A 25,124-nucleotide genomic window follows, 5' to 3' on the forward strand; every position below is an offset into this window, starting at 1 on the left:
CAGTTCGTTGATATAAAAAAATGAGTAGTTTTACCAACGATAAAAAGATGAAAAATTTCATCGAATTGTCGTTAATAAATGACAGTCAATAGCTTGCAATGCATATCAATAAACATCTCTATGCATAACGCAATTTACGACTACCTACTACAGATTAGTATATGAGAGAAATAAGACACCCCAGGAAGGAGCGCTCCCAACATAACAACACGGTGTTATGGCTTGAAGAAGGCAAGATGGTTTGCCCAAAGACGCTTCAAGGACGGGGACTTTAACAACCTGAAATAACGGTGACTAACTAAAACAATTGATCGTGACGACAAATTTTATTTATCGTGCTAACTAAAAAAGCCAGCTAATCAAAGCCGGCTTTTCGGATAACTTATACTAATGCACTTTGATTGGGCTATGCCTTGTTAGGAATATTTTCTAGTAGAGCAACCATTTGCTCCCAGAATAGTGCCACAGTGCTAATCTCTACTTTTTCATCAGGAGAGTGCGGGAATTTAATGGTTGGACCAAAAGAAAGCATATCCATTTCAGGGTACGGTTCTTTAAATAGACCACACTCAAGACCTGCGTGAATCACCATGATATTTGGTTTGTGACCATAGATATTTTCATAAAGGTCACGGAATACCGCCATGATTTCAGAGTCAGCATCGGGTTTCCAACCAGGGTATGCACCGCTAAATGTGACGTTAGCACCAGCAAGTTCTGCCACTGATTTCAATGTGCTTTCAACTTGTTGGCGGCCTGAATCGATCAAAGAACGGATAAGACAAAGTACTGTGATTTTGTCTTCTTCTGTCACAATAACACCCACGTTTAGTGAGGTTTCCACGACACCAGCAATATCGTCACTCATACGAACAACGCCGTTTGGCAGTGCGTTTAGAGTGGCAATAAAACGCTGCTGATCAACCGCTGTGAATGCTTGAGTGTCATTGTTGATCGATTGATTAAAGGTGGTGATGTCTGTTTCTACTCGACCTAGCTCAGCACGCAGTAAATCCGCATAAAAATCAAAGGTTTCAGCCAGTTTCGCTTCATTTTCTTCCGGCAGTGCAACGGTCACAAAGGCTTCGCGAGGAATCGCGTTACGTAGGCTACCACCACGGAATTCGATCAGGCGTAGATCGAGCTCTTGAGCGTGGCCAGCAAGGAAGCGACCTAACAATTTGTTCGCATTACCACGACCAGTGTGGATATCACAACCAGAGTGGCCGCCCTTCAAGCCTTTCAAGACTAATTGGCGCGTGATATAGCCAGCAGGGATCGCTTCTCGAGAGAGTGGCAGTGTGACTTCGCCATCAATGCCGCCCGCACAACCCATGTAGACTTCGCCTTCTTGCTCTGAATCGGTGTTCAGTAGGATGTCGCCTTCTAGCCAGCCCGCTTCTAAACCAAAGGCACCAGTCATACCGGCTTCTTCATCAATCGTGAGTAAAACTTCGATTGGGCCGTGTTTGATATCGGTAGAGGCCAGTACGGCTAAGCAAGACGCCATGCCCATACCATTATCTGCACCTAATGTGGTGCCTTTCGCTGTTACCCATTCGCCATCAATGTATGGCTGAATTGCATCAGTGGTGAAGTCATGCTGAGTGTCTTCATTTTTCTGCGGCACCATATCAATGTGTGCTTGTAGAACGACGCCTTTTTTGTTTTCCATGCCTGGTGTTGCTGGTTTTTTAATAAAAACATTACCAGTAGGATCTCGGCGAACATCGAAACCTTGCTCTTGTGCCCAGCTAACGATGTATTGCGCAAGCGCTTCTTCGTGCTTAGATGGGTGTGGAATAGAACAAATCTTATCGAAGAACTGCCAAAGTGGTGCAGGGGATAAATGGCTAATCTCAGAATGGAATTCAGACACGGATGACTCCTTAATTGGTACTGGGCCATATGATTTTGAATAAAAAACGGACAGTGTAGGATGAAACACTGTAAATGACCCATTAACTAGTGCGGGCTAGCATAGCATTGTCGTGAAGGAGAGAGTAGAGGTAAAAAATGGTTTTTCTTGCCTCACAAGATCAGGCGAAAACCTTTAAATACGGGCTAAGCAATCGCTTGCACTGCTGGTCAATATTTCTGCCGTTTTAGGCCTCAATTCTGTAATAAAATTACAGAATTAAGGGGTGGGAGGTCAAAAAATGATTTTTTTGTGACTTTTATCACCGATCTTCTTGTAATTTATTTTCTTTGGAGTATATTTATAACCAACTTCGAAATCGAAGAGTAAATGCTCAAAGGATGAGTCCGATTCATCGCCTCCAAGGAACCGAGAAATCAATGTTGTAGTTTAATTAATTGATTTAAAAGGTGATATTATGAAAGGTTTACCAAGTGCAATGTTCTGGATAAACAGCTCTGTTTATACGAGTAACTTTGTATACCCAACAAGTTTTGGCTATTAGTTTTTAGCTTGTTATCGAACAGTTTTGTTCACCCCTATTATTGGAATTTATTTACAGCTTTCTTTTTTAGCTGACATGATTCGACCGCCACTCAATTTGAGTGGCGTTTTTTTATCTACCACTATGCTCATTTCTTAAACACCACTCGTTCGTTTCCTCTCTTGTTACCTTAAAATGCCTTTCTGAGCCTATAAACAATGACAATGTCGTCATTCTCAAGATAAAATCACCTGAAAGTTTACAACATAGAACGAAAAAACACCGTTTGATTTATATCGTCATTTTTATTGTTAGCTTATGAATTATATGGTTTTTTGTTCATTTTTTGGTGTAATTTATGGCATTCAATTTTCGAGCGTGAGCAAAAATATTGATTAGAGCATTAATTCTATCTGGAATTTGTTATTTGATAACTTTATAATCACAGCCAATCGATTACGCAAACGTTTACCTTTATCTTGATGGAATATAACCATGCTTGAGAAACTTTTTAAACTCACTGAAAACAACACGAACGTCAAAACTGAAATTATCGCAGGTATAACCACCTTTTTAACAATGGCTTACATCATTTTTGTTAACCCTGCGATGCTCGCTGATGCGGGTATGGATAAGGGCGCCGTTTTTGTTGCGACCTGTCTAGCGGCTGCGATTGGCTGTTTTATCATGGGTTTTGTCGCTAACTACCCAATTGCACTTGCTCCTGGTATGGGGTTAAACGCTTTCTTTACCTATGGCGTCGTGCTTGGCATGGGTCATACGTGGCAAGTCGCTCTGGGCGCGGTGTTTGTGTCTGGTATCCTTTTTATGGCTTTGAGTATCTTCAAAGTTCGTGAATGGATCATTAACTCGATTCCACTGTCTTTACGTACGGGTATTTCTGCCGGTATCGGTCTATTCCTGGCTTTCATTGGCTTACAAAATGCGGGTATTGTGGTTGATAACCCAGCGACGCTTGTCAGTGGTGGCCACCTAGCAAGCCTGAAGCCTGCATTGGCGGCACTGGGCTTCTTCTTGACGATTGGCCTAGTGTATCGTGGTGTTCGCGGTGGCGTAATGATCGCGATTCTTATCACGACGGCGATCGGCATTGTTTTAGGTGATGTGCAATGGGGCGGTGTGATGTCGGCGCCACCAAGCATTGCGCCTACGTTTATGCAAATGGATATCGCTGGCGTTTTTGAAGTTGGCATGATCTCTGTTGTGTTTGCTTTCTTGTTTGTGGACTTGTTTGATACTGCCGGTACGCTGGTTGGTGTGGCGACAAAAGCAAACCTAATCAAAGAAGACGGCAAGTTGCCTCGTTTAGATAAAGCACTGCTAGCTGACTCAACAGCAACGTCAGTTGGTGCACTATTAGGCACTTCAAGCACCACGTCATTTGTTGAATCAACGGCAGGGGTTGCAGCGGGTGGTCGTACAGGTTTAACCGCGGTTGTGGTTGGTGTGCTATTCCTATTGGCTATTTTCTTCTCGCCTTTGGCGGGCATGATCCCAGCTTACGCCACGACAGGTGCACTATTCTACGTGGCTATCTTGATGATGTCGGGTCTGGTGAGCGTTGATTGGCGCGACCTAACGGAAGCAGCTCCTGTTGTCGTTACCTGTTTACTGATGCCGTTGACCTATTCAATTGCAGAAGGTATCGCATTAGGCTTTATCTCTTATGCGGCAATTAAGCTGCTCAGTGGTAAAGGACGTGAAGTGTCAGTGAGTGTATGGGCATTGGCTGCACTGTTTGCGATTAAGTACATGATTGCTTAATGACTCGATGATTGATCATCCATGGTTAAAGGGGGGGTGGGTGTAACAAAGAACACTTAACCTCCCAATCGTGATGAAATTCACATCGCCATAGTGGTTTACGCTGCTATGGCGTTTATTTTTTTGAAATGGTGAATTCTCCATTGGTATTGCCCAGCGCTTTCGGTAGAATAATCGTTTGCGTCGCTTTTCCCCTATTTGCCTGTTGCTACTTGCACTGTAAACCATCACTGGTTTGATTTGCCTAATACGGGGATGCAAACTTTAAAATTATTAGGTTATTACAATGAGCAAAAAATTCATTATCACTTGGGACGCCATGCAAAATTACTGTCGTCAGCTTGCTGAAAAACAGATGCCAGCTGAACAGTGGAAAGGCATTTGGGCGGTAAGTCGCGGCGGTCTAGTTCCTGGCGCTATCCTTGCGCGTGAACTCGGTATTCGTCATGTGGATACCATTTGTATTTCTAGCTACGATCATGATCACCAACGTGATATGACCGTGCTAAAAGCGCCAGAAGGTGATGGCGAAGGTTTCCTAATCGTCGAAGACCTAGTGGATAGCGGTGACACGGCGCGTAAATTACGTGAAATGTACCCGAAAGCGAAATTGATTGCGGTTTGCGCGAAACCATCAGGTGCTACACTGCTTGATGATTACGTGGTTGATATTGCTCAAGATACTTGGATTGAGCAACCATGGGATACCACGGTGCAATTTGTGGAACCTATCAATCGCAAGCAAAAGTAAGCGTTGAACATTATTTAAAAAATGACCCATCATGGGTCATTTTTTGTTTATAGCTCGCTGCAGGCGAGTTGTGCTATTCAGCATAGTATCTTGGGTTGATTTGAGTATATTATGTTGAGGTCGTCATTAGTGAGATACCGTCATGTCTGAGCTGGATAATCAAAACCTTTCTGAAACGTTATTTGTGAATCACAAGCAAGCGAGGGAGACATCAGAGCTTACGCGCTATATGCCTACCAATCGCGCTTTACTCGATGAGATGCGCGAAAATTCCGGTGTGCGTTGGTATCGAAACCTTCGCCGCTTACAGTGGGTATGGCAAGGCATTGACGCGATCGAAATGGAAAGCGTACTGGCGAAAATCGCAGGTTCAAAACACTCGCGTACTCATGATGAGTGGTTGGATACGGTCATGGGCTACCATGGCGGTAACTGGACGTTTGAGTGGACCAAGCTTGGGATGTTGCATCAAAAAAGATCCAACGAGATGCAAGGCGAGTCGGCTGCTGACGAACTGTTTAACGCGTCGTTGTGCTACAGCATTGCGGGTTATCCACACTTAAAGAACGACAACCTGGCTCTTCAAGCGCAAGTATTATCGGCAAAAGCGTATCAAGAAGCCTCAGAAAAAACCCAATACACGATCAAACGTCTTGAGGTGCCTTATAAAGGCAAAAAAATCATCGCACATCTGCACCTGGCCTCAACGGATAAGCCGAAACCTGTGGTGATTGTGAGTGGTGGGTTAGATAGCTTACAAACCGACATGTGGCGTTTGTTCCGTGATCATTTAGCGCCGAAAGATATTGCGATGTTGACGGTAGATATGCCGTCGCTTGGCCATTCGAGTCATTGGCCGTTATCGGAAGACTCTTCGTGTCTGCACCAGGCGGTTTTAAATGAGCTGCCGAATATTCCGTGGGTCGATCATTTCCGAGTCGGCTTAATTGGTTTCCGCTTTGGTGGTAATGCGCTCGTGCGTTTATCGTTTATGGAACCCACCAAAATTAAAGCGTGTGTATCACTTGGCGCGCCTATTCATGATGTTCTGTCATCACCGGCTAAACTGAAAAAAATGCCGAAGATGTATCTTGATGTACTGGCCACTCGACTGGGTAAAGAAGTTGTCGATATCAATAGTTTGTCAGGGCAGATGATGGCATGGTCATTAAAGACGCAGGGCTTTTTATCTAGCCGTAAAACCAAAGTGCCAATTTTAGCCATGAGTCTCGAAGGGGACCCGGTATCGCCGTATAGCGATAACCAATTGGTGGCCCTTTTTAGTGATTACGGAAGAGCAAAGAAAATCAGTTCCAAAACAATTACACAAGGATATGAGCAATCCCTCGATTTAGCGATCAAATGGTTAGAAGATGAGTTATTGAGATGACATTCTTGCTAATTTAGTTAACAGTAATGATGGGTTAGGTTAATAACCTGCTGATAATTAAAATAGAAAGATGGAGAGTCTATATGTCAAAAGTGACAAAAATCCCGACTCATTTTCGCTTACTGACGAGTTTACGTGCCATTGGGCCATATCTCAGAGAATCGCAGAGCAGAGAAGGGTTTTATTTATTTGATTGCTTAGGTGTTTGCGTAGATGACAAGAAGTCTCCGGAAGAACGAGAGTTTTGGGGCTGGTGGTTAGAATTGGAAATGCAAGGCCAAGAATTTGCCGCACGTTATCGCGTGGGTAAATACGACAAACTCGGTGAGTGGGTCAATGATCCGCTACCTAAAGAGGCGGTCGCAGAAGTGAATCGCATCCAAAATAATTTTCACCAAAAATTGGTGGAGGTGTTGGAAAAAGAGTTTGGCGTGCTGGTGACGTTGCATGATAAGTCGGTGGAATTTGTGTAAAACGGTCACTTAACAAAACGTAACCAATAAAAAGGCGCTTTTAGCGCCTTTTCTGCTTGTTAAATGCCGCTTTGATTGATAAAACAGCAAATCTTGTTTTTTATTAACTATATCAATCATGACAACGAATCAACAATGCGGAATGGTGACACAGCCACAAACAGTGGTTGTTAAACTTGGTACCAGTGTACTGACTGGCGGAACACTACAACTTCACCGTGCTCATATGGTGGAACTTGTGCGCCAGTGTGCAGAGCTCAAAAAACTAGGCCACTCAGTGGTTATTGTATCGTCTGGCGCAATCGCTGCAGGCCGAGAGCATCTTGGGTACCCCGCACTGCCCAACTCGATGGCCAGCAAGCAATTACTCGCGGCCGTCGGTCAAAGCCAGTTGATTCAAACTTGGGAAGCGTTATTTGCCATTTATGGCATTAAGATTGGGCAAATGCTGCTGACCCGCGCTGACCTTGATGATCGTGAGCGCTTCCTAAACGCACGCAATACCATTAACGCGTTGGTCGAACATGACATCATTCCGGTGGTGAATGAGAACGACGCGGTTGCGACGGCGGAAATTAAAGTTGGCGATAATGACAACTTATCTGCACTGGTTGGTATTTTATGTGGCGCAGATAAACTGTTACTGCTGACCGACCAAAAAGGTCTGTTTACGGCAGACCCTCGTAAAGATCCAAACGCAGAGCTGATCAAAGAGGTCAGCACGATTGATGATACATTGCGTAAAATTGCGGGCGGTAGTGGTACAACATTGGGTACTGGTGGTATGGCAACGAAGCTGCAAGCCGCTGAGATTGCTCGCCGTGCCGGTATCGAAGTGATTATCGCCGCTGGCAGCGCGCCTAACGTGATTTTTGATTCATTAGGCCAAGAGCCGCAGGGTACTCGTTTCTTGCCATGTGAAGAAGCGCTTGAAAACCGTAAACGCTGGATTCTTGCTGGCCCTGCTGCCGCAGGCGATCTTGTGATTGATGATGGTGCGGTTAACGCCGTTTTGGCGAAAGGCAGTAGCTTATTGGCAAAAGGCGTTGTTGCTATCAAAGGTGAGTTTGCCCGTGGTGATGTTGTTCGTGTGACCGACCAATCAGGTAAACTGATTGCGCGTGGTATTTCGGCATACTCAAGCATGGATATGGACAAAATTCGCGGCACGCACAGTAAAGATATTCACTCAGTATTAGGTTACGACTACGGTTCAGAAGTCGTGCACCGTGACGACATGGTCGTTATTCAAGAATAAAAGCAATCAGAAAGGAAGAGACGTGGATTTAACCAATATGGGTAAAGCGGCCAAGGAGGCGGCTTTCGTACTTGCGACAGCATCGACTGCGCAAAAAAACCAAGCATTGGCACTGATTGCTGATGAACTTGAAGCAAACGCAGCAGCGATTCTCGCTGCGAATGAAAAAGACATCGAGTTAGGACGCCAAGCAGGCTTAACGGATGCGTTACTTGATCGTCTATTGCTGAACGAAGAGCGTTTAACGGGCATCGCGAATGATGTTCGCAACGTGATTAGCCTAAACGATCCGGTGGGCAGTGAAATTGACAGTAAAGTGCTGGAAAACGGCATGTCATTGGCTCGTCGCCGCGTGCCACTTGGTGTGGTTGGCGTGATTTACGAAGCTCGCCCAAACGTGACGATTGATATTGCCGCATTGTGCTTGAAAACCGGTAATGCCAGCATCTTACGTGGCGGTAAAGAAACTTTCTTCTCTAATATGGAGCTTGTGAAAGTGATTCAGTCTGCGTTAGATAAAGTGGGATTACCTGCTGCTTCTGTGCAGTACATTGAAAAGCCTGATCGTGAGTTAGTGTCGCAACTGCTTAAATTGGATGACTACGTGGACATGATTATTCCTCGTGGTGGTGCTGGTCTACACAAAATGTGTAAAGAGAACAGCACAATTCCGGTGATCATTGGTGGTTTTGGTATTAGCCATATTTTTGTCGATGACAGCGCGGATCTTGCTAAGTCACTGAATGTGGTTGAAAACTCAAAAGTACAACGCCCTTCGGCATGTAACTCGCTTGATACCTTGTTGGTTCATGAGAGTGTGGCGGCGGCGTTTTTACCCATGCTCGCTGAGCGCTTAAATGGCAAAGTGACGTTCGTCGTCGAACCGAAAGCGAAAGCACTGCTGAGTAACGCACAAGATATGCGTGATGCGATCGAGGGTGATTTCGATACGGAATGGCTAAGCTACACGCTTGGGGTCAAAGTGGTCGCGGATGTTGCGGAAGCGGTGGATCATATGCGTATTCACAACGCGAGCCATTCTGATGCGATCATGACGAACAGCCTTGAAAACGCAGAGCGTTTCATTAATTCTGTTGGTTCTGCTGCGGTGTATGTCAACGCTTCGACACGCTTTACCGATGGTGCCCAGTTTGGCTTAGGCGCTGAGGTGGCGGTATCGACACAGAAACTACACGCACGTGGCCCAATGGGGTTAGAAGAGTTGACCAGCTATAAGTGGGTGGGCAAAGCCAACTACTTAGTTCGCAGTTAAATTAGTCAGCAGTTAAACATTCGCCATATTTGACGTGTCGCAGGGCGGCAACGACAATTATTGAGCGTATGATGCGATATAGATAGTGAAAAGGGGCGAAGTCGCCCCTTTTTCTTTTCTTCAACTTATCAATTCCGTTACACTACGAGCATTGATATGGAGGTGATATGCATTGTCCTTTTTGCTCTGAGACCGATACAAAAGTGATCGATTCTCGATTGGTGGCTGATGGCCATCAAGTTCGTCGTCGTCGACAATGCTTAGCTTGTAGCGAACGTTTTACGACGTTTGAAACCGCTGAGTTGGTTATGCCACGTGTGATCAAGTCGAATGGCAATCGCGAACCTTTTAATGAAGATAAGATGGCCGGTGGCTTGCAGCGCGCGCTAGAAAAACGCCCTGTTAGTGCTGATGCGGTTGAACTTGCGATTAGCATGATCAAATCCAAATTGCGCGCCACCGGTGAACGTGAAGTGCCAAGCGATATGATTGGCAATCTCGTCATGGACCAGCTTAAAGATCTCGATAAAGTCGCTTATATTCGTTTTGCTTCTGTTTATCGTAGTTTTGAAGATATCCGTGAATTTGGCGAAGAAATTGCCAAACTTGAAGATTAAATAGGTCATTAGTGATGACATTCACTCATCAAGATTACCAAATGATGTCACGTGCGATTAAATTGGCACAAGGTGGCATCTATACCACAGCACCAAACCCGAACGTTGGTTGTGTCATCACACGTGATGGCCAAATTGTCGGTGAAGGATTTCACTATCGTGCTGGTGAACCGCATGCGGAAGTGCACGCACTGCGCATGGCAGGGGAGTTAGCTGAAGGTGCGACCGCTTATGTCACGTTAGAGCCTTGCTCTCACTACGGGCGCACTCCCCCTTGCGCTGAAGGCTTGATTAAAGCCAAAGTCGCCAAAGTCATCTGCGCAATGCAAGATCCGAATCCTCAAGTTTCAGGACGCGGAATTGCTATGTTGCGTGATGCTGGCATTGAAGTGCAAGTTGGCCTGTTAGAAGCCGATGCCCACGCTCTAAATCCTGCGTTCATCAAACGCATGCAAACCGGCATGCCGTTCGTCCAATTGAAAATGGCGGCGAGCTTAGATGGCCAAACGGCACTGGCGAATGGTCAGAGTCAGTGGATTACATCACTGGCCGCAAGACAAGACGTACAAGTGTTGCGAGCGCAGGCGGGGGCGATTCTCTCTACCAGTCAAACGGTGATTGAAGATAATGCCTCATTGAATGTCCGCTGGAATGATTTACCTTCTTCTGTGCAATCACGTTACCCAGCTAACAGTGTTCGCCAACCCATTCGTGTTATCCTCGATCGCCAAAATCAACTTTCCCCAGATTTGAAACTATTTCAAACCGAAGGTGAGCGACTTATTGTTGGCCTTAATGGTGAGGTTGAATGTCGACTTGATGCGGATCATCGCATTGATCTGCGTACGACATTGGAACGTTTAGCTAACCAGCACAATATTAATCATCTCTGGGTCGAGGCGGGAGCCACACTGGCCAGTTCACTGTTCAAGCATCAGCTGGTGGATGAAATCGTGCTCTATCTTGCCCCTAAATTGATGGGCAGTGACGGTCGTGGCTTATTCGGGGCGCTGGGTTTGCATGATATGTCGAAAGTCATTGATTTGGATATTACCGAGCTTAAGCAGGTAGGTCGCGATATTCGCATTCTTGCCAAGCCAATCTATAAAGAATAGTCATTATGTTTACAGGAATTGTAGAAGCAGTCGGAACTTTGGCTGCAATTACGCCAAAAGGCGAAGACATTAGCGTTACCGTGAGCAGCAATAAGCTCGATATGTCAGATGTTAAACTGGGCGATAGTATTGCCACCAATGGCGTTTGCTTGACCGTGGTGGCGTTTAATGACCACAGTTACACCGCTGATTTATCTTTAGAGACTCTGAATAAAACGGGTTTTACGCATTATCAAGCGGGCGATAAGGTCAATCTAGAAAAAGCCATGCTACCGACGACGCGTTTTGGTGGGCATATTGTTTCTGGCCATGTCGATGGTGTGGGTGAAATCGTTGAGCGCAACCAAGTTGGGCGTTCAATTGAATTTTGGGTCGCTATGCCAGAAGAACTGAACAAATATGTCGCAGAAAAAGGGTCGATTACGGTTGATGGTATTAGCCTAACCGTGAATGCTTTACGTAAGAATGCATTCAAGTTGACGATCGTGCCGCATACCGGTGAAGAAACCACCATTGCCGATTTCCATGTCGGTCGTAAGGTAAACTTGGAAGTGGATGTATTGGCTCGTTATATGGAGCGTTTGCTGGCAAGTCAGCAATCACAACAACCAGAGTCTCGCATTACGATGGAATTTTTACAGCAGAATGGATTTGCCTAGCTTGTTGAGGTAAGAGGCGAGTCACGATAATTAGACGCTAAACATTATATCGCCGTTATATAACGTGCGGCAAAAATAGGATTTTAAGATGCCAATTAGTACGCCAAAAGAAATTATTGAAGACATTCGTTTAGGGAAAATGGTCATTCTGATGGATGACGAAGACCGAGAAAACGAAGGCGATTTGATCATGGCCGCGGAGCATGTCACTCCGGAGGCGATCAACTTTATGGCAACTTTTGGCCGTGGCTTAATCTGTTTGACCATGACGAAATCACGTTGTGAGAAACTGGGTTTGCCACCAATGGTGCAAGACAATAACGCCCAATACACCACCAATTTTACCGTTTCAATTGAAGCCGCTGAAGGCGTAACGACGGGCATTTCAGCGGCCGACCGTTCTCGCACCGTGCAAGCTGCCGTCGCGGCAGATGCAAAGGCGGCTGATTTGGTCCAGCCTGGTCATATTTTCCCATTGGCTGCGCAAGAAGGTGGCGTATTAACCCGCGCTGGTCATACGGAAGCGGGTTGTGATTTGGCGCGCTTGGCTGGTCTTGAGCCAGCCTCTGTGATTGTTGAAATATTAAATGATGACGGCACCATGGCTCGTCGCCCAGATCTGGAAGTGTTTGCTGAAAAACACGGTCTAAAATTGGGTACGATTGCGGACTTGATTGAATACCGCAATAACACTGAAACCACGATTGAACGTGTGGCAGAGTGTAAACTGCCAACGGAATTTGGTGAGTTTAACCTTGTGACTTACCGTGACACGATTGATAACCAAGTGCACTATGCGATGTGTAAAGAGGCTTCAGCAGATAAAGCGCCGCTTGTACGAGTGCACCTGCAAGATACGTTTACCGATTTACTGCGTAGCGATCGCAATGCAGAACGCAGCTGGACACTCGATAAAGCGATGAAGCGCATTGGTGAAGAAGGCGGTGTATTGGTGATCTTAGGTAACGAAGAGCCAAGCGACTTGCTGATTCATCGCGTTAAGATGTTTGAAGCACAAGACCAAGGTAGCGCTCCAACACTCGCCAAGAAACAAGGCACGTCACGCCGAGTCGGTGTTGGCTCGCAAATCCTTGCGGATCTTGGTATCCACGACATGCGTTTACTTTCTTCAACCAACAAGCGTTACCATGCGCTGAGTGGTTTTGGTTTGAACGTTGTTGACTACATTTGTGAGTAACTAAGACAAGGGATTATTCCTGATTAAGCGAGATGTATTACGTATCTCGCTTTTTCGTTTTAGGAATGTAAAAACCTATTAGATATTGCTCACAGTTTTGTGCTAGAATCCGGCGATTCTCACTTGATGAACATAGTTAAAGGAAAGCTTATGAAAGTGATCGAGGGTGGCTTCCCAGCGCCAAACGCAAAAATTGCTATCGTTATTTCTCGTTTCAACAGTTTTATTAACGAAAGTCTATTGTCTGGTGCCATCGATACTTTAAAGCGTCATGGACAAGTTAGCGAAGACAACATTACCGTAGTTCGTTGCCCTGGTGCAGTGGAATTACCATTAGTTGCTCAACGTGTAGCAAAGACGGGCAAATACGATGCAATCGTATCTTTAGGCACCGTTATCCGTGGCGGTACGCCACATTTTGACTATGTTTGTAGTGAATGCAACAAAGGTTTGGCACAAGTGTCTCTGGAGTTTTCACTTCCAGTCGCATTCGGTGTTTTAACTGTTGATACTATTGATCAAGCAATTGAGCGCGCAGGAACCAAGGCTGGTAATAAAGGTGCAGAGGCTGCACTGAGCGCACTTGAGATGATTAACGTTCTTTCTGAAATCGATTCCTAATGGGGGCCAGTGTGAAACCAGCCGCACGTCGTAATGCACGTCGATTCGCTTTACAAGCGATCTACTCTTGGCAAATTACTAAAGAAAATGTTGCCACAATTGAAGAGCAGTTTTTATCTGGTGGTAAGTATGATGAAGAAGAACATCATGCTGCAGAGCCAGCTCTAGCTGCGCCAGACACAGACGTTGCCTACTTCCGTGACCTGTTAGCAGGTGTTGTGCTAAGTCACACAGAGCTAGATTGTAAGATTCGCCCTTACACATCTCGTCCAATGCAAGATTTGGATTTGATGGAATTGGCGCTACTTCGTCTTGCTATGTACGAGATGACTCGTCGCGAAGACGTTCCTTACAAAGTTGTTATCAATGAAGCGATCGAACTTGCAAAAGTGTTCGCAGCAGAAGATAGCCACAAATTCGTTAACGGTGTACTTGATAAAGCGGCACCGCACGTACGTAAGAAATAATCGCCAGATTAGTAAAAAGGTCAGCAAATTGCTGGCCTTTTTTTATATACTGAATTCCTCAAAAACTAGCCTGTTAGAACGAAATATCTCTATGCCCGGTGAATTTAATCTGATCGACAAATATTTTGTTGGCCGTCAAACACAGCGTGAAGACGTCTTGTTAGCTGCCGGTGATGATTGCGCTTTAGTGCAAGCGCCCGCGAATCAAGCGATTGCGATCAGTACTGATACCTTAGTTGCAGGAACCCACTTTCTCACCTCTGCCAACCCTGCATGGGTGGCGCATAAAGCATTAGCGTCCAATATCAGTGATTTGGCTGCGATGGGGGCAAGCCCTGCTTGGGTGTCATTTGCTCTCACGATGCCTGAAGTGGATGAGGCGTGGCTTAAGCCCTTCTGCGACAGTTTTTTTTCGCTTGCGGATCACTACGGCATTCAGTTGATCGGGGGGGATACCACCAAAGGCCCACTGAGCTTAACGCTGACAGTGCAAGGCTTTGTTGCTGCCGATAAAGCGCTTAGGCGTGATGGCGCGAAAGTGGGGGATTGGGTGTATGTTTCCGGTAACCTTGGTGATGCTAAGGCAGGGCTAGAGGTTATTTTGGGTAATGTTACGCCGAACGAACCCCACGCCTCTGAACTGGAAAAGCGCCACTATTTATCGACACCGCGGGTATCGCTTGGCCAGATGCTGCAAGGCATTGCGAGCGCAGCGATTGATATCTCTGATGGGCTTGTCTCAGATCTGCCCCATATTCTAAAACGATCAGGGGTCGGGGCGCGATTACAGGTTGATGATTTGCCGATTTCTGCCGAGCTATTGGCATTTACGGGCAATCGAGAGCAGGCATTGCAATACGCACTCAGTAGTGGCGAAGAATACGAACTTTGTTTTACTATTTCACCGCAGCATCGTGACGCATTAGAGCGTATGCTGTTAGAGAGCAATACGAAAGTGACCTGTGTCGGCCAAATTGTCACACAGGCAGGGCTATCATTGACTCTCCAAGATAAACCACTCGATTGGCTGTTGAGTGGATATGATCATTTCCATACCAATAAGACGTAATTATGGCTAATCCTCTTTCTTTGATTTCTTTAAAAAATCCCTGGCACCTTCTAGCGACAGGATTTGGTAGCGGTTTATCACCGATCATTCCGGGCACGATGGGGACATTGGCCTCGATTCCGTTTTATTTCCTTTTGGTGCAATTACCTCTGCCGCTGTACCTTTTTGCGGTACTCGCGTCTTGCTTGATTGGCGTGAAAATTTGCCAAGTCACCTCAGATGATATGGGCGTGCACGATCACGGCTCGATTGTGTGGGATGAATTTGCGGGTTTTTGGATTACGATGGCGATTGTGCCGTTGTTTCAATTGTCACCGACTGATTGGAAGTGGCTACTGACCGGTTTTATTCTGTTCCGTTTTTTTGACATGGTAAAACCGTGGCCAATTGGCTGGTTAGATAAGCGTGTGCACGGAGGCCTCGGTATTATGATTGATGATATTGTCGCTGGTGTGATGGCGGGTGTTGCGCTTTACCTTGTCGGTAAATATGCGGGTTGGATGGTGTAATCATCGGTAGAAAACGAGAGCGCAATGCTCTCGTTTTTATTGCGTATGCCTAATATGACCGCGACAAGGCTAAGAGAGCTTTTCTAAATCCGCTTCAATCTCGGCAATTTTACTTGAGACCACTTTTTCTAAGTGGCGTAAATCAGACAGAATTTTTTGTTTAATGTCCACATCGGTTGGTTTCGCAGGTTTGGTTATCGCGTTTAATTCATCAATGACTAACGTTAAATTGCGATTGATTTCGGTGATTTGTTTGTATTGATGACTGGCGTTGTTGATTAAGACATTTTTTACTTGGCGGGGATATTTGAATTTGACGCTTTTGGCAAAGAGTTCGCCTTTCTGTTTGCGGAAATAGATTTTCAATACGTCTTTATGGGCTTCTTGCCGCAAAGAGTAGCGCTCAATCTTCAGGGGATCTTGAATACCTAAACCGATAAGATTTACAAACATAGGCGACCTCATTAAATTGGGTTGAGCGGAATACCCCTCACGATGTGGGTATCCCTTCATTTAATGTAGCAGCCTATATTTAACTGATACAGTGCGCTCTATCGCTATTTTAGCAACTTGTGGCTGAGATCAGTTTGGTGCGAGTTCTGCCACATTGGCACAAAGCATCTCACGCAATTGCTGCTCTTCATGATCGCTTAGCTTTCCACCTTCGGCACCCGTAATAATAAATAAATCTTCAGCCCGCTCACCGATAGTGGTGATTTTGGCCGCGTGAAGATTGATATTTAAATCGGCAAATGTCGCCCCAACCGTCGCGAGTAACCCGGGTGTATCCAAGGCCACAAATTCTAATGTGGTGCGCTTTTTACTCTTGCTTGGAAGAAAGTCCACTTTGGTTTTTACGGTAAAGTGCTGCAAATTTCGCGGGAGGCGGCGAGTGCGGATCTTCGTTGGTCGCCCATCTTGCAAAACATGTGTGAGGTGTTTAGTGACGGCTTTGTGGCGACCAATATCAATCGCTTCACCATGCTGGTCGAGAACCATAAAGGTATCAAGTACATACCCATCTTTACTGGTCATGACTTGTGCATCATGAACGTTGAAGTTGCGTCTATCCAACTCGGCGACAACCGTTGCGAATAGGGCGTGTTGGTCTTTATGATAAACAAAAACCTCTGTGCCGCCGCGGGTGGCTTTTTCACTGATCAGAATTAATGGGCTCGTGGGATCATCGTGGCGCAATAAGTGGCTGCAGTGCCAAGCAATTTGTTTGTGTGTATGGCGGAGGAAATAATCGGCCTTAAAGCGCTGCCACAGTACTTCGATCTCTCTTGCCGAGAACCCTTCTTTACGTAGCTCCGCAGAGGCCATTTGTTGATTGTGGCGAATGCGTTCACGCACATCGACCGGGTTCTCTAGACCACGGCGTAATGCACGCTGTGACGAGTAGAATAACTCGGCGAGCAATGTCCGTTTCCAACTGTTCCAAAGTTCAGGATTGGTCGCACAGATATCCGCGACCGTCAGGCAAACGAGATACTCTAAATGCTCTTCATCACGGACTTTTTTCGCAAATTCCGTGATCACTTCTGGGTCGTAAATATCGCGGCGCTGGGCGGTAACAGACATGAGCAAGTGGTGTCGGACTAACCAAGAAACGAGGTTGGCTTCAGGTGTCGATAGCCCTAACTCCAAGCAGAATGTGTACGCTTCTTCTGCCCCAATGACGGAGTGGTCTCCGCCACGTCCTTTGCCGATGTCATGGAAAATAGCGGCAATGATCAGTAATTCTTTCTTTTGGATGCGCGGATACACTTCACAGCAAATAGGGTGCTTGCTGTGATTTTTTGCATAACTAAAGGTGTTGATGTGTTTGAGTAAGCGCATGCTGTGCTCATCCACGGTGTAAACATGGAAGAGGTCGAACTGCATTTGGCCGACGATCTGGCTCCATTGTGGTAAATACGCGGCTAATACGCCCAGTTTGTGCATTAAGCTAAACGCTTTGTGTAGCGCGTTCGGGTGGCGACACAACTCAAGAAATTTTTCACGCGCCGCTGGCATCGTATGAAGGAACTTATTGAGACGTCGGCGTGCTGTGCGTAATTGACGCAACGTGGGTGGCGCGACACCTTCAATGGTTGAATCATTCGCTATCAGCAAAAACATATCCAATATCGTCTCAGGGCGAGCTTGGAATAGCGCAGGCTTGCGAGCTTCAATAAGGCTGCCACGACGTTGAAAGTCAGCCGTAATCACTTGTGGAGCGCTGGCTGTGCCATTGTTTAAAATGGCTTGGTCAAACAACTTTAACAGCATTTTATTGAGGTCAGCGACACGTCGCAGAGTCCGGTAGAACTCTTTCATCATCATTTCAACGCCGCGGTTGCCCTCACCACTAAAGCCTAAATTTTCGGCCACTTGTGCTTGGTGGGCAAAAGTGAGGCGATTGTCATAGCGACGCAGTTCAATGTGCAGTGCAAAACGGACCCGCCATAAAAATTCTTGGCACTCGACCAATTCACGGTATTCCGCGTCCGTAAGGAAGCCATAACGACTCATTTCAAATAAGGACGTCGCACCAAAGTGGCGCCTTGCTATCCAACCGAGTGTGTGGATGTCTCGAAGGCCACCGGGTGTCGATTTTATATCGGGTTCAAGGTTGTAAGTGGTGTCATGGTAGCGCGCATGACGATTCTTTTGTTCCTGAACCTTGGCTTTGTAGAAGGTTTCGCTTGGCCAAAAGGACTCGGAATGAATCACCATTTTGAGCTGGTGGAAGGTGTCTTCACAGCCACAGAGCAAGCGTGCTTCTTGCAGGTTAGTGGCGACCGTAAGATCGGCTCGGCCAATCTCGGCGCACTGTTCAATCGTACGAACAGCGTGGCCTATTTCTAAGCGTAAATCCCAAAGTAACGTAATAAATTCGCTGACTTTAGTGCCCAAACTTTCAGGTAGGGCTTTTTTGGAAACGATCAGCATATCAATATCGGACAAAGGGTGTAGCTCTCCTCGACCATACCCCCCAACGGCAACCAAGCTGATATTCGGTACTTGGTCAAAACCAAAGTGTTGCCATAACCGATGGAGTAACAAATCGGTGTAATCGGAACGGCCTAAGACGAGATCGCTTACCGAGTGGTGGTTCAAGAACTCTTCTCGTTGCGTATGAGCAAATTGCTCTAACTGAGCTTTGAGCTCGTTGATATTAATTTGCTCTTCACTGAGGGTGAGTGGGGATTGAACAGGCATAGTGGCTTCCGTGCTGAATTGTCGATATCACTTTATCAAATTGGGCGAGACAAAAAAATATCCCCGCAGAAGCGGGGATAGGAAAGATATTATGCGTTTTTCATCAGGCGAGGAATACTTTCATCGCTGCGCAGGGTGAAGACTTCACAGCCGTCTTTTGTCACCATGATGGTGTGTTCATACTGTGCAGATTTTTTACCATCGCCAGTGTAAACCGTCCAATCATCTTGAGCATCGACGGTACAGCCAAATTTACCTGCATTGATCATCGGTTCAATGGTAAAGCACATGCCTTCTTTTAGAACGCGGCGATCATTGTTTTTGTAGTGCACCACTTGTGGCTCTTCGTGGAATTCATTCCCGATGCCGTGACCACAAAAATCTTTCACGATAGAGAATTTATTACGTGGGTTGTTTTTGTTGTTGGTTTTGATGTGTTTCTCAATCGCAGTACCGATTTCACCCACCGTTGCACCTGGTTTTACTTGCTTCATACCCACATAAAGTGCTTCTTGAGTCACCATGCATAGGCGTTTGTCTTCCGGTGATGCTTCGCCCACGAAGAACATTTTTGAGGTGTCACCGTGGTAACCGTTTGGACGTGAGCTAAGGTCTGCGTTTTCATCGTCTGGAATAATAACGGTAATATCGACGTTGATGATGTCGCCATTTTTTAGAATTGCTGGCTTCATCTGGCCATTGCTACCCATCTCATCCTGTGCTGCAGGAATGCCGTGGCAAACGATATGGTTAATTGAAGTACAGATTGATTTCGGGAAACCATGGTAGTCAAGTGGCGCAGAATACGCACCTTTTTCAAGCGCGTAGTCATGACAGATTTGGTTCAATGTATCTGTATTTTCCCCAGCTTTGATATAAGGTTCGATCATCTCTAAAATATCAGCGGCTAAGCGACCAGCGATGCGCATACGTTCGACTTCTTGAGCCGTTTTGATCTTGATTGACATTGGCTTTTTCTCTACTTACTCAACGGCACAACAATGTGCGAATTCTTCTATTTTAACAGGAAGAGTTGAGAATGTGTATTTGTGTTATTTCGGCAATCTTAAAATAACAATGAGATACGCATGAGAAATCGGCTTTCGAGGAATTTTTACTAGCCAAATAATGGCAAAATATGGTATAAAGCGCGCCGGAAACATCGTTCGTTCTCTTCATCGAATTTCGGTTCGACGGCGAAACGGGTGAGTTCCATAAACTTTATCTTTAAATCACACACATTTCGACACATGTTCCGGGGTGCCTTAACAATAAGACTATTTGTGCTTAAACAGATAGATGTTACAGGTCGGATTCATGGGAAATGTGGAGGCCTAACCCCATTAGAGGAATTTAAAATGGCAACTGTATCAATGCGCGATATGCTGAAAGCTGGTGTTCACTTCGGTCACCAAACTCGTTACTGGAACCCAAAAATGAAGCCATTCATCTTTGGTGCTCGTAACCGCGTTCACATCATCAACCTAGAAAAAACTGTACCAATGTTCAACGAAGCTCTAGCTGAACTAGCTAAAGTTGGCGAGAAGAAAGGTAAAGTTCTTTTTGTAGGTACTAAACGCGCTGCATCTGAAGCTGTTAAAGAAGCTGCAATCGCAAGCAACCAGTACTACGTTAACAACCGCTGGTTAGGCGGCATGCTAACAAACTACAAAACTGTTCGTCAGTCTATCAAACGTCTTAAAGAGCTAGAAGCTCAAGCTCAAGACGGTACTTTTGATAAACTAACTAAGAAAGAAGCTCTAATGCGCACTCGTGAAATGGAGAAGCTAGAGAAATCTCTTGGTGGTATCAAAAACATGGGTGGTCTACCTGACGCACTTTTCGTTATCGATGCTGATCACGAACACATTGCGATTAAAGAAGCTAACAACCTAGGTATTCCAGTTTACGCTGTGGTAGATACTAACTCTAACCCAGATGGCGTTGACTTCATCATCCCAGGTAACGACGACGCAATCCGTGCAGTTAAACTGTACCTTGACGCTGTTGCGACTACTGTAAACGAAGGTCGTAACAAAGACGTTGCTGCACTAGCTGCTGAAAAAGACGGTTTCGTAGAAGCTGAATAATATCGGCTCCGACGTCAAACTTGGTCTATGTGCAAACTCTTTGTAGCATAGATTGAGTTATAGTTATCAGCAGGGGCCGACAATGTAGGCCCCTGTTTTTTACCTTATTTCGAATCAACGAGGAATAGAGAATGGCAACTGTAACTGCTGCTCTAGTTAAAGAACTTCGCGAGCGCACTGGCGCTGGCATGATGGAATGTAAGAAAGCGCTTGTAGAAGCAAACGCTGACATCGAACTAGCAATTGAAAACATGCGTAAATCTGGCGCAGCGAAAGCAGCTAAGAAAGCTGGTAACGTTGCTGCTGAAGGCGCAATCATCATCAAAGAAGAGAACGGCGTTGCTGCTCTTCTTGAAGTTAACTGTCAAACAGACTTCGTTGCTAAAGATGCTGGTTTCCTAGCATTTGCTGACGAAGTAGCAGCTGCTGCTGTTGCTGGTCAACTAGACATCGCTGCTCTTCAAGCTCAGTTTGAAGAAACTCGCGTTGCTCTTATTGCTAAAATCGGCGAAAACATCAACATCCGTCGCGTAGAATACGTAGCGGGTACTGCACTAGCTTCTTACCGTCACGGCGAGAAAATCGGTGTAGTTGTTGCTGGTGAAGGCGAAGCTGAAACTCTTAAGCACGTTGCTATGCACGTTGCTGCTTCTCGTCCTGAGTTTGTTAACCCAGAAGACGTACCTGCAGACGTAGTTGCTAAAGAGCAAGCGGTTCAAGTTGAAATCGCTATGAACGAAGGCAAACCTCAAGAGATCGCAGAGAAAATGGTTGTTGGCCGTATGAAGAAATTCACGGGCGAAATCTCTCTAACTGGTCAAGCTTTCATCATGGAACCTAAGAAAACTGTAGGCGAAATGTTGAAAGAAAAAGGTGCTTCAGTAGTTAACTTCGTACGTCTAGAAGTTGGTGAAGGCATCGAGAAAGCTGCTGAACTAAGCTTCGCTGAAGAAGTAGCTGCGGTACAAAAAGGTTAATCCTTAGAGACCTGCAAATTTCAAGACCGTAGCCATGGCTGCGGTCTTTTTACGAATAAGCCTAACGTTTAATAGTGATGATTTGGAATTTTTAAATTCGAGTTTTAAATCATGACTGTTAATTGACAACTCCTTTGGAAGGTAAACTCCATGACTACGAACCCTAAACCAGCATATCAACGTATTCTGTTAAAACTGAGTGGCGAAGCACTTCAAGGCAACGAAGGTTTTGGCATCGATCCTGCAATTCTTGACCGTATGGCACAGGAAGTAAAAGAGTTAGTTGAACTAGGTGTTCAAGTCGGTGTGGTCATCGGTGGTGGTAACCTATTCCGTGGTGCAGGTCTTGCAGAAGCAGGCATGAACCGTGTTGTTGGTGACCACATGGGTATGCTAGCAACGGTAATGAATGGTTTGGCGTTGCGTGATGCATTGCACCGTGCTTATGTAAATGCGCGCGTTATGTCTGCGATCCCTTTGAAAGGTGTTTGTGACGATTACAACTGGGCTGATGCGATCCGTGAACTTCGCCAAGGCCGTGTGGTTATTTTCTCTGCAGGTACTGGTAACCCATTCTTCACTACCGATTCAGCAGCGTGTCTACGTGGTATCGAAATCGAAGCTGACGTGGTTCTAAAAGCGACAAAAGTAGATGGCGTATTTACTTCTGACCCAGTAGCAAACCCAGACGCAGAGCTGTATGATAATCTGACGTACACAGAAATTCTGGATAAAGAGCTAAAAGTGATGGATCTAGCTGCATTTACGCTAGCTCGTGATCACAAAATGCCAATCCGTGTGTTCAATATGAACAAACCAGGCGCATTACGTCGCGTGGTAATGGGTGAAGCTGAAGGTACGCTGATTAGCGATAAAGCTTAATTAGCTAACTCATTTGGTGAGATGCTGTTTGTCAATCAAAGAGCATCACACTAAAATCAGCCCTGTTAGATTTCTTTGATAGAAAAGAATTATTAAGGTGAAACCGTGATTAACGAAATCAAAAAAGACGCGCAAGAGCGCATGGAAAAAAGTGTTGAAGCACTAAAGAACAACCTTTCTAAAATCCGTACTGGCCGTGCTCACCCAAGCTTGCTATCTGGTATCTCAGTAGAGTACTACGGCGCGCCAACACCTCTTAACCAAGTTGCAAACGTTGTTGCAGAAGACGCTCGTACGCTAGCAATCACAGTTTTTGACCGTGAGCTAACTCAGAAAGTTGAGAAAGCGATCATGATGTCTGACCTTGGTTTGAACCCAATGTCTGCAGGTACGATCATTCGTGTACCACTTCCACCGCTAACGGAAGAGCGTCGTAAAGATCTTGTTAAGATTGTACGTGGCGAAGCAGAAGGCGCACGTGTTGCGATTCGTAACATCCGTCGTGATGCAAACGGTGATCTTAAAGCACTGCTTAAAGATAAAGAAATCTCTGAAGATGAAGATCATAAAGGTCAAGACGAGATTCAAAAGCTAACAGACATCGCAGTTAAAAACGTCGATGATGTTCTAGCTGTAAAAGAAAAAGAGTTGATGGAAGTTTAATTCTCAAACATTCATCAAAAAAAAGCGCAGCGCTCACAGCGCCGCGCTTTTTTATGGTAATCTCTGTCTCCTGCCCGTAACTCTGTTGCCTCTATGCCAAATTCACAACTCTCTTCAGAACAACTTCCTAAACATATCGCTATCATTATGGATGGCAATGGCCGTTGGGCGAAAGCTCAAGGGAAACCTCGCGTGTTTGGTCATAAAAACGGTGTCACTGCTGTTCGCAAAACCATTTCTACTGCGGCTCGTCTTGGCGTAAAAGCGGTCACGTTATTTGCCTTTAGCAGTGAAAATTGGCGTCGTCCAGAAGAAGAAGTCGGCGTGTTGATGGAACTGTTTTTGACGGTTCTTTCTACCGAAGTTAAGAAGTTACACAAAAACAATCTTCGTCTGCGCGTGATTGGTGACAAAGCTCGTTTCAGTGAGCGTTTGCAGGCTAAAATTGCGCAAGCGGAAGCGTTAACGGCGAACAATGATGGCATGGTGATCAATATTGCCGCGAACTACGGCGGTAAATGGGACATCATGGAAGCGACAAAAGCGATCGCTTCTAAAGTACGCATGGGTGAAATTAGTCTTAATGACATTGATGAGGATCTCATCACACAGCACCTAACGATGGCGGATCTGCCTGAGGTTGATCTCCTTATTCGCACTAGCGGCGAATGTCGAATTAGTAACTTTATGTTGTGGCAGCTAGCCTATGCTGAAATGTACTTCACGCCGATTTATTGGCCAGAATTTAATGAAGACAGTTTGATTGAAGCGGTTTCTTGGTTTGTGGACCGAGAGCGTCGTTTTGGTTGTACTGGCGAACAATTAAAAGCATTAATGGAATGCAATTAAGGACCTGAGTTTGAAACAAAGAATTATAACCGCACTTATCCTTGCTCCATTAGTTATCTTAGCGATTTTTAAGCTTTCTTTACCCCTTTTTATTGCCTTTATCGCTGCGGTAACCTTAATCGGTTTTTGGGAATGGACTCAATTTGTTGAAGCAAAATCGCGTATTGTTGCTTTAATTCCTAGTCTTGTTGCGACCGCTGCAAGTTTTGTTTTTATCCCATTTGATGCCTTTTCTCTTAACGCTTTGAGCGCGGAACATTATACGATCCTAGCATTGGGTACGATTTGGTGGTTATGCTCGAGCGCTTTAGCGATCACATATCCTCGCTCAGCGAAACTATGGCAAGATTCCTCTCTTCTGCGTTATTTGTTCGGCATGCTGACATTATTGCCGTTCCTGTGGAGCATTATTCTGCTACGCGCGGAAGGCATTACGACGGATGCTTATCATGGTGCAAAATTAGTACTGTATGTTTGCTTTATTGTTTGGGCTGCCGACAGTGGCGCTTATTTTGCCGGTAAGAGTTTGGGTAAACACAAAATGGCCCCGCATGTTAGCCCAAATAAAACCATTGAAGGTTTGATTGGCGGCATCATTACCGCGTTGCTGGTTGGCTGGTTAACGGCGAAGTGGTTTGACATTGAATTTAGCAGTACGGTGGCGTTTATTGCGATTACGCTCGTCACGGTAGTGATATCGGTGCTTGGTGACTTAGTTGAAAGTATGTTTAAGCGTGTGTCTGGCATTAAAGACAGCAGCAATATCATACCTGGTCATGGCGGGGTGCTTGATCGCATTGATAGCTTAACCGCGGCATTCCCCGTTTTCGCGCTTCTTTATTTCTTATTTTAAAAATTAAGCGAGCTCC

The 25,124-nt window shown here is 45.5% G+C and carries 24 protein-coding genes; 20 read left to right on the forward strand and 4 right to left on the reverse strand.

Annotated elements, in window-relative coordinates:
* Positions 1-406: 406 nt before the first annotated feature.
* On the reverse strand, positions 407-1,879 hold the full coding sequence (locus OJ16_RS03390; protein WP_040987462.1) for an aminoacyl-histidine dipeptidase: 1,473 nt from the start codon (positions 1,877-1,879) through the stop codon (positions 407-409).
* Positions 1,880-2,897: 1,018 nt separating this feature from the next.
* Here OJ16_RS03390 and OJ16_RS03395 point away from each other — a divergent pair.
* The 14 genes from OJ16_RS03395 (at position 2,898) to pgpA (ending at position 15,587) form a co-directional block, all read left to right on the forward strand.
* A complete protein-coding gene (locus tag OJ16_RS03395) occupies positions 2,898-4,187 on the forward strand; it encodes an NCS2 family permease (protein ID WP_040987464.1) in 1,290 nt (429 codons plus the stop codon).
* A gap of 286 nt (positions 4,188-4,473) precedes the next feature.
* The gene (gene gpt / locus OJ16_RS03400; protein ID WP_040987465.1) at positions 4,474-4,938 is read left to right on the forward strand and encodes a xanthine phosphoribosyltransferase Tet(34); all 465 of its coding nucleotides are present in this window, start codon (positions 4,474-4,476) and stop codon (positions 4,936-4,938) included.
* A gap of 142 nt (positions 4,939-5,080) precedes the next feature.
* A complete protein-coding gene (gene frsA, locus OJ16_RS03405; protein ID WP_040987467.1) occupies positions 5,081-6,328 on the forward strand; it encodes an esterase FrsA in 1,248 nt (415 codons plus the stop codon).
* 83 nt (positions 6,329-6,411) lie between these two features.
* On the forward strand, positions 6,412-6,801 hold the full coding sequence (gene crl, locus OJ16_RS03410; RefSeq protein WP_040987469.1) for a sigma factor-binding protein Crl: 390 nt from the start codon (positions 6,412-6,414) through the stop codon (positions 6,799-6,801).
* A gap of 118 nt (positions 6,802-6,919) precedes the next feature.
* Positions 6,920-8,059 (forward strand): glutamate 5-kinase, encoded by a 1,140-nt coding sequence (proB, locus tag OJ16_RS03415; RefSeq protein ID WP_040987471.1) that lies wholly within the window; start codon positions 6,920-6,922, stop codon positions 8,057-8,059.
* Positions 8,060-8,081: 22 nt separating this feature from the next.
* Positions 8,082-9,332, forward strand: coding sequence for a glutamate-5-semialdehyde dehydrogenase (locus tag OJ16_RS03420; protein ID WP_040987473.1), 1,251 nt, complete (start codon positions 8,082-8,084; stop codon positions 9,330-9,332).
* A gap of 167 nt (positions 9,333-9,499) precedes the next feature.
* Positions 9,500-9,949 carry a transcriptional regulator NrdR gene (gene nrdR / locus OJ16_RS03425; protein ID WP_040987475.1) on the forward strand — a complete coding sequence of 150 codons (450 nt, stop codon included), beginning with the start codon at positions 9,500-9,502 and terminating at the stop codon, positions 9,947-9,949.
* Positions 9,950-9,960: 11 nt separating this feature from the next.
* Positions 9,961-11,064, forward strand: coding sequence for a bifunctional diaminohydroxyphosphoribosylaminopyrimidine deaminase/5-amino-6-(5-phosphoribosylamino)uracil reductase RibD (gene ribD / locus OJ16_RS03430; protein WP_040987477.1), 1,104 nt, complete (start codon positions 9,961-9,963; stop codon positions 11,062-11,064).
* A gap of 5 nt (positions 11,065-11,069) precedes the next feature.
* Positions 11,070-11,723, forward strand: a complete 654-nt coding sequence (locus OJ16_RS03435) for a riboflavin synthase (protein WP_040987479.1) — start codon at positions 11,070-11,072, stop codon at positions 11,721-11,723.
* Positions 11,724-11,811: 88 nt separating this feature from the next.
* Positions 11,812-12,921, forward strand: coding sequence for a bifunctional 3,4-dihydroxy-2-butanone-4-phosphate synthase/GTP cyclohydrolase II (ribBA, locus tag OJ16_RS03440; RefSeq protein WP_040987482.1), 1,110 nt, complete (start codon positions 11,812-11,814; stop codon positions 12,919-12,921).
* Between the two features lie 150 nt (positions 12,922-13,071).
* The gene (gene ribH, locus OJ16_RS03445; RefSeq protein WP_005592769.1) at positions 13,072-13,542 is read left to right on the forward strand and encodes a 6,7-dimethyl-8-ribityllumazine synthase; all 471 of its coding nucleotides are present in this window, start codon (positions 13,072-13,074) and stop codon (positions 13,540-13,542) included.
* A complete protein-coding gene (gene nusB, locus OJ16_RS03450; RefSeq protein ID WP_040987484.1) occupies positions 13,542-14,009 on the forward strand; it encodes a transcription antitermination factor NusB in 468 nt (155 codons plus the stop codon). The genes ribH and nusB overlap by 1 nt, the downstream gene beginning before the upstream one ends.
* A 91-nt stretch (positions 14,010-14,100) precedes the next feature.
* A complete protein-coding gene (gene thiL / locus OJ16_RS03455; protein ID WP_040987485.1) occupies positions 14,101-15,078 on the forward strand; it encodes a thiamine-phosphate kinase in 978 nt (325 codons plus the stop codon).
* 2 nt (positions 15,079-15,080) lie between these two features.
* Positions 15,081-15,587: a phosphatidylglycerophosphatase A gene (gene pgpA, locus OJ16_RS03460; RefSeq protein ID WP_040987486.1), complete on the forward strand. Its 507-nt coding sequence runs from the start codon at positions 15,081-15,083 to the stop codon at positions 15,585-15,587.
* A 69-nt stretch (positions 15,588-15,656) separates the two neighbouring features.
* Here the strand turns inward: pgpA and OJ16_RS03465 are convergent, their stop codons facing one another.
* The 3 genes from OJ16_RS03465 to map form a co-directional block, all read right to left on the reverse strand.
* Complete coding sequence (locus OJ16_RS03465) at positions 15,657-16,040, reverse strand: DUF3461 family protein (protein ID WP_040987487.1); 384 nt, start codon at positions 16,038-16,040, stop codon at positions 15,657-15,659.
* A 129-nt stretch (positions 16,041-16,169) separates the two neighbouring features.
* Entirely contained in the window at positions 16,170-18,794 is a 2,625-nt protein-coding gene (glnD, locus tag OJ16_RS03470; RefSeq protein ID WP_040987488.1) for a bifunctional uridylyltransferase/uridylyl-removing protein GlnD, read from the reverse strand.
* 89 nt (positions 18,795-18,883) lie between these two features.
* Complete coding sequence (map, locus tag OJ16_RS03475; protein ID WP_040987489.1) at positions 18,884-19,762, reverse strand: type I methionyl aminopeptidase; 879 nt, start codon at positions 19,760-19,762, stop codon at positions 18,884-18,886.
* A gap of 390 nt (positions 19,763-20,152) precedes the next feature.
* Here map and rpsB point away from each other — a divergent pair, with 390 nt between their 5' ends.
* The 6 genes from rpsB to OJ16_RS03505 all read left to right on the forward strand — a co-directional run bounded on the left by rpsB (position 20,153) and on the right by OJ16_RS03505 (position 25,108).
* Positions 20,153-20,884, forward strand: a complete 732-nt coding sequence (gene rpsB, locus OJ16_RS03480) for a 30S ribosomal protein S2 (protein ID WP_040987491.1) — start codon at positions 20,153-20,155, stop codon at positions 20,882-20,884.
* A gap of 131 nt (positions 20,885-21,015) precedes the next feature.
* Positions 21,016-21,861 carry a translation elongation factor Ts gene (gene tsf / locus OJ16_RS03485; protein WP_040987493.1) on the forward strand — a complete coding sequence of 282 codons (846 nt, stop codon included), beginning with the start codon at positions 21,016-21,018 and terminating at the stop codon, positions 21,859-21,861.
* A gap of 150 nt (positions 21,862-22,011) precedes the next feature.
* Positions 22,012-22,743, forward strand: coding sequence for a UMP kinase (gene pyrH / locus OJ16_RS03490; protein WP_040987494.1), 732 nt, complete (start codon positions 22,012-22,014; stop codon positions 22,741-22,743).
* Between the two features lie 105 nt (positions 22,744-22,848).
* Positions 22,849-23,406 (forward strand): ribosome recycling factor, encoded by a 558-nt coding sequence (gene frr / locus OJ16_RS03495; RefSeq protein ID WP_040987495.1) that lies wholly within the window; start codon positions 22,849-22,851, stop codon positions 23,404-23,406.
* 93 nt (positions 23,407-23,499) lie between these two features.
* Positions 23,500-24,255 (forward strand): isoprenyl transferase, encoded by a 756-nt coding sequence (locus OJ16_RS03500; protein ID WP_040987496.1) that lies wholly within the window; start codon positions 23,500-23,502, stop codon positions 24,253-24,255.
* Positions 24,256-24,265: 10 nt separating this feature from the next.
* Positions 24,266-25,108: a phosphatidate cytidylyltransferase gene (locus OJ16_RS03505; RefSeq protein WP_040987497.1), complete on the forward strand. Its 843-nt coding sequence runs from the start codon at positions 24,266-24,268 to the stop codon at positions 25,106-25,108.
* The last annotated feature ends 16 nt before the right edge of the window (positions 25,109-25,124 follow it).

The organism is Vibrio renipiscarius, from assembly GCF_000827885.1.
GTDB lineage: Bacteria > Pseudomonadota > Gammaproteobacteria > Enterobacterales > Vibrionaceae > Vibrio > Vibrio renipiscarius.

Bases quoted from the DNA above. Each gene is read 5' to 3' on its own strand.
- crl (WP_040987469.1), top strand. From the start codon at position 6,412: ATGTCAAAAGTGACAAAAATCCCGACTCATTTTCGCTTACTGACGAGT.
- ribBA (WP_040987482.1), top strand. From the start codon at position 11,812: ATGCCAATTAGTACGCCAAAAGAAATTATTGAAGACATTCGTTTAGGG.
- pgpA (WP_040987486.1), top strand. From the start codon at position 15,081: ATGGCTAATCCTCTTTCTTTGATTTCTTTAAAAAATCCCTGGCACCTT.
- glnD (WP_040987488.1), bottom strand. From the start codon at position 18,794: ATGCCTGTTCAATCCCCACTCACCCTCAGTGAAGAGCAAATTAATATC.
- tsf (WP_040987493.1), top strand. From the start codon at position 21,016: ATGGCAACTGTAACTGCTGCTCTAGTTAAAGAACTTCGCGAGCGCACT.
- gpt (WP_040987465.1), top strand. From the start codon at position 4,474: ATGAGCAAAAAATTCATTATCACTTGGGACGCCATGCAAAATTACTGT.
- proB (WP_040987471.1), top strand. From the start codon at position 6,920: ATGACAACGAATCAACAATGCGGAATGGTGACACAGCCACAAACAGTG.
- ribH (WP_005592769.1), top strand. From the start codon at position 13,072: ATGAAAGTGATCGAGGGTGGCTTCCCAGCGCCAAACGCAAAAATTGCT.
- frsA (WP_040987467.1), top strand. From the start codon at position 5,081: ATGTCTGAGCTGGATAATCAAAACCTTTCTGAAACGTTATTTGTGAAT.
- pyrH (WP_040987494.1), top strand. From the start codon at position 22,012: ATGACTACGAACCCTAAACCAGCATATCAACGTATTCTGTTAAAACTG.
- nusB (WP_040987484.1), top strand. From the start codon at position 13,542: ATGGGGGCCAGTGTGAAACCAGCCGCACGTCGTAATGCACGTCGATTC.
- thiL (WP_040987485.1), top strand. From the start codon at position 14,101: ATGCCCGGTGAATTTAATCTGATCGACAAATATTTTGTTGGCCGTCAA.
- nrdR (WP_040987475.1), top strand. From the start codon at position 9,500: ATGCATTGTCCTTTTTGCTCTGAGACCGATACAAAAGTGATCGATTCT.
- OJ16_RS03395 (WP_040987464.1), top strand. From the start codon at position 2,898: ATGCTTGAGAAACTTTTTAAACTCACTGAAAACAACACGAACGTCAAA.
- rpsB (WP_040987491.1), top strand. From the start codon at position 20,153: ATGGCAACTGTATCAATGCGCGATATGCTGAAAGCTGGTGTTCACTTC.
- map (WP_040987489.1), bottom strand. From the start codon at position 19,762: ATGTCAATCAAGATCAAAACGGCTCAAGAAGTCGAACGTATGCGCATC.
- OJ16_RS03500 (WP_040987496.1), top strand. From the start codon at position 23,500: ATGCCAAATTCACAACTCTCTTCAGAACAACTTCCTAAACATATCGCT.
- OJ16_RS03435 (WP_040987479.1), top strand. From the start codon at position 11,070: ATGTTTACAGGAATTGTAGAAGCAGTCGGAACTTTGGCTGCAATTACG.
- OJ16_RS03465 (WP_040987487.1), bottom strand. From the start codon at position 16,040: ATGTTTGTAAATCTTATCGGTTTAGGTATTCAAGATCCCCTGAAGATT.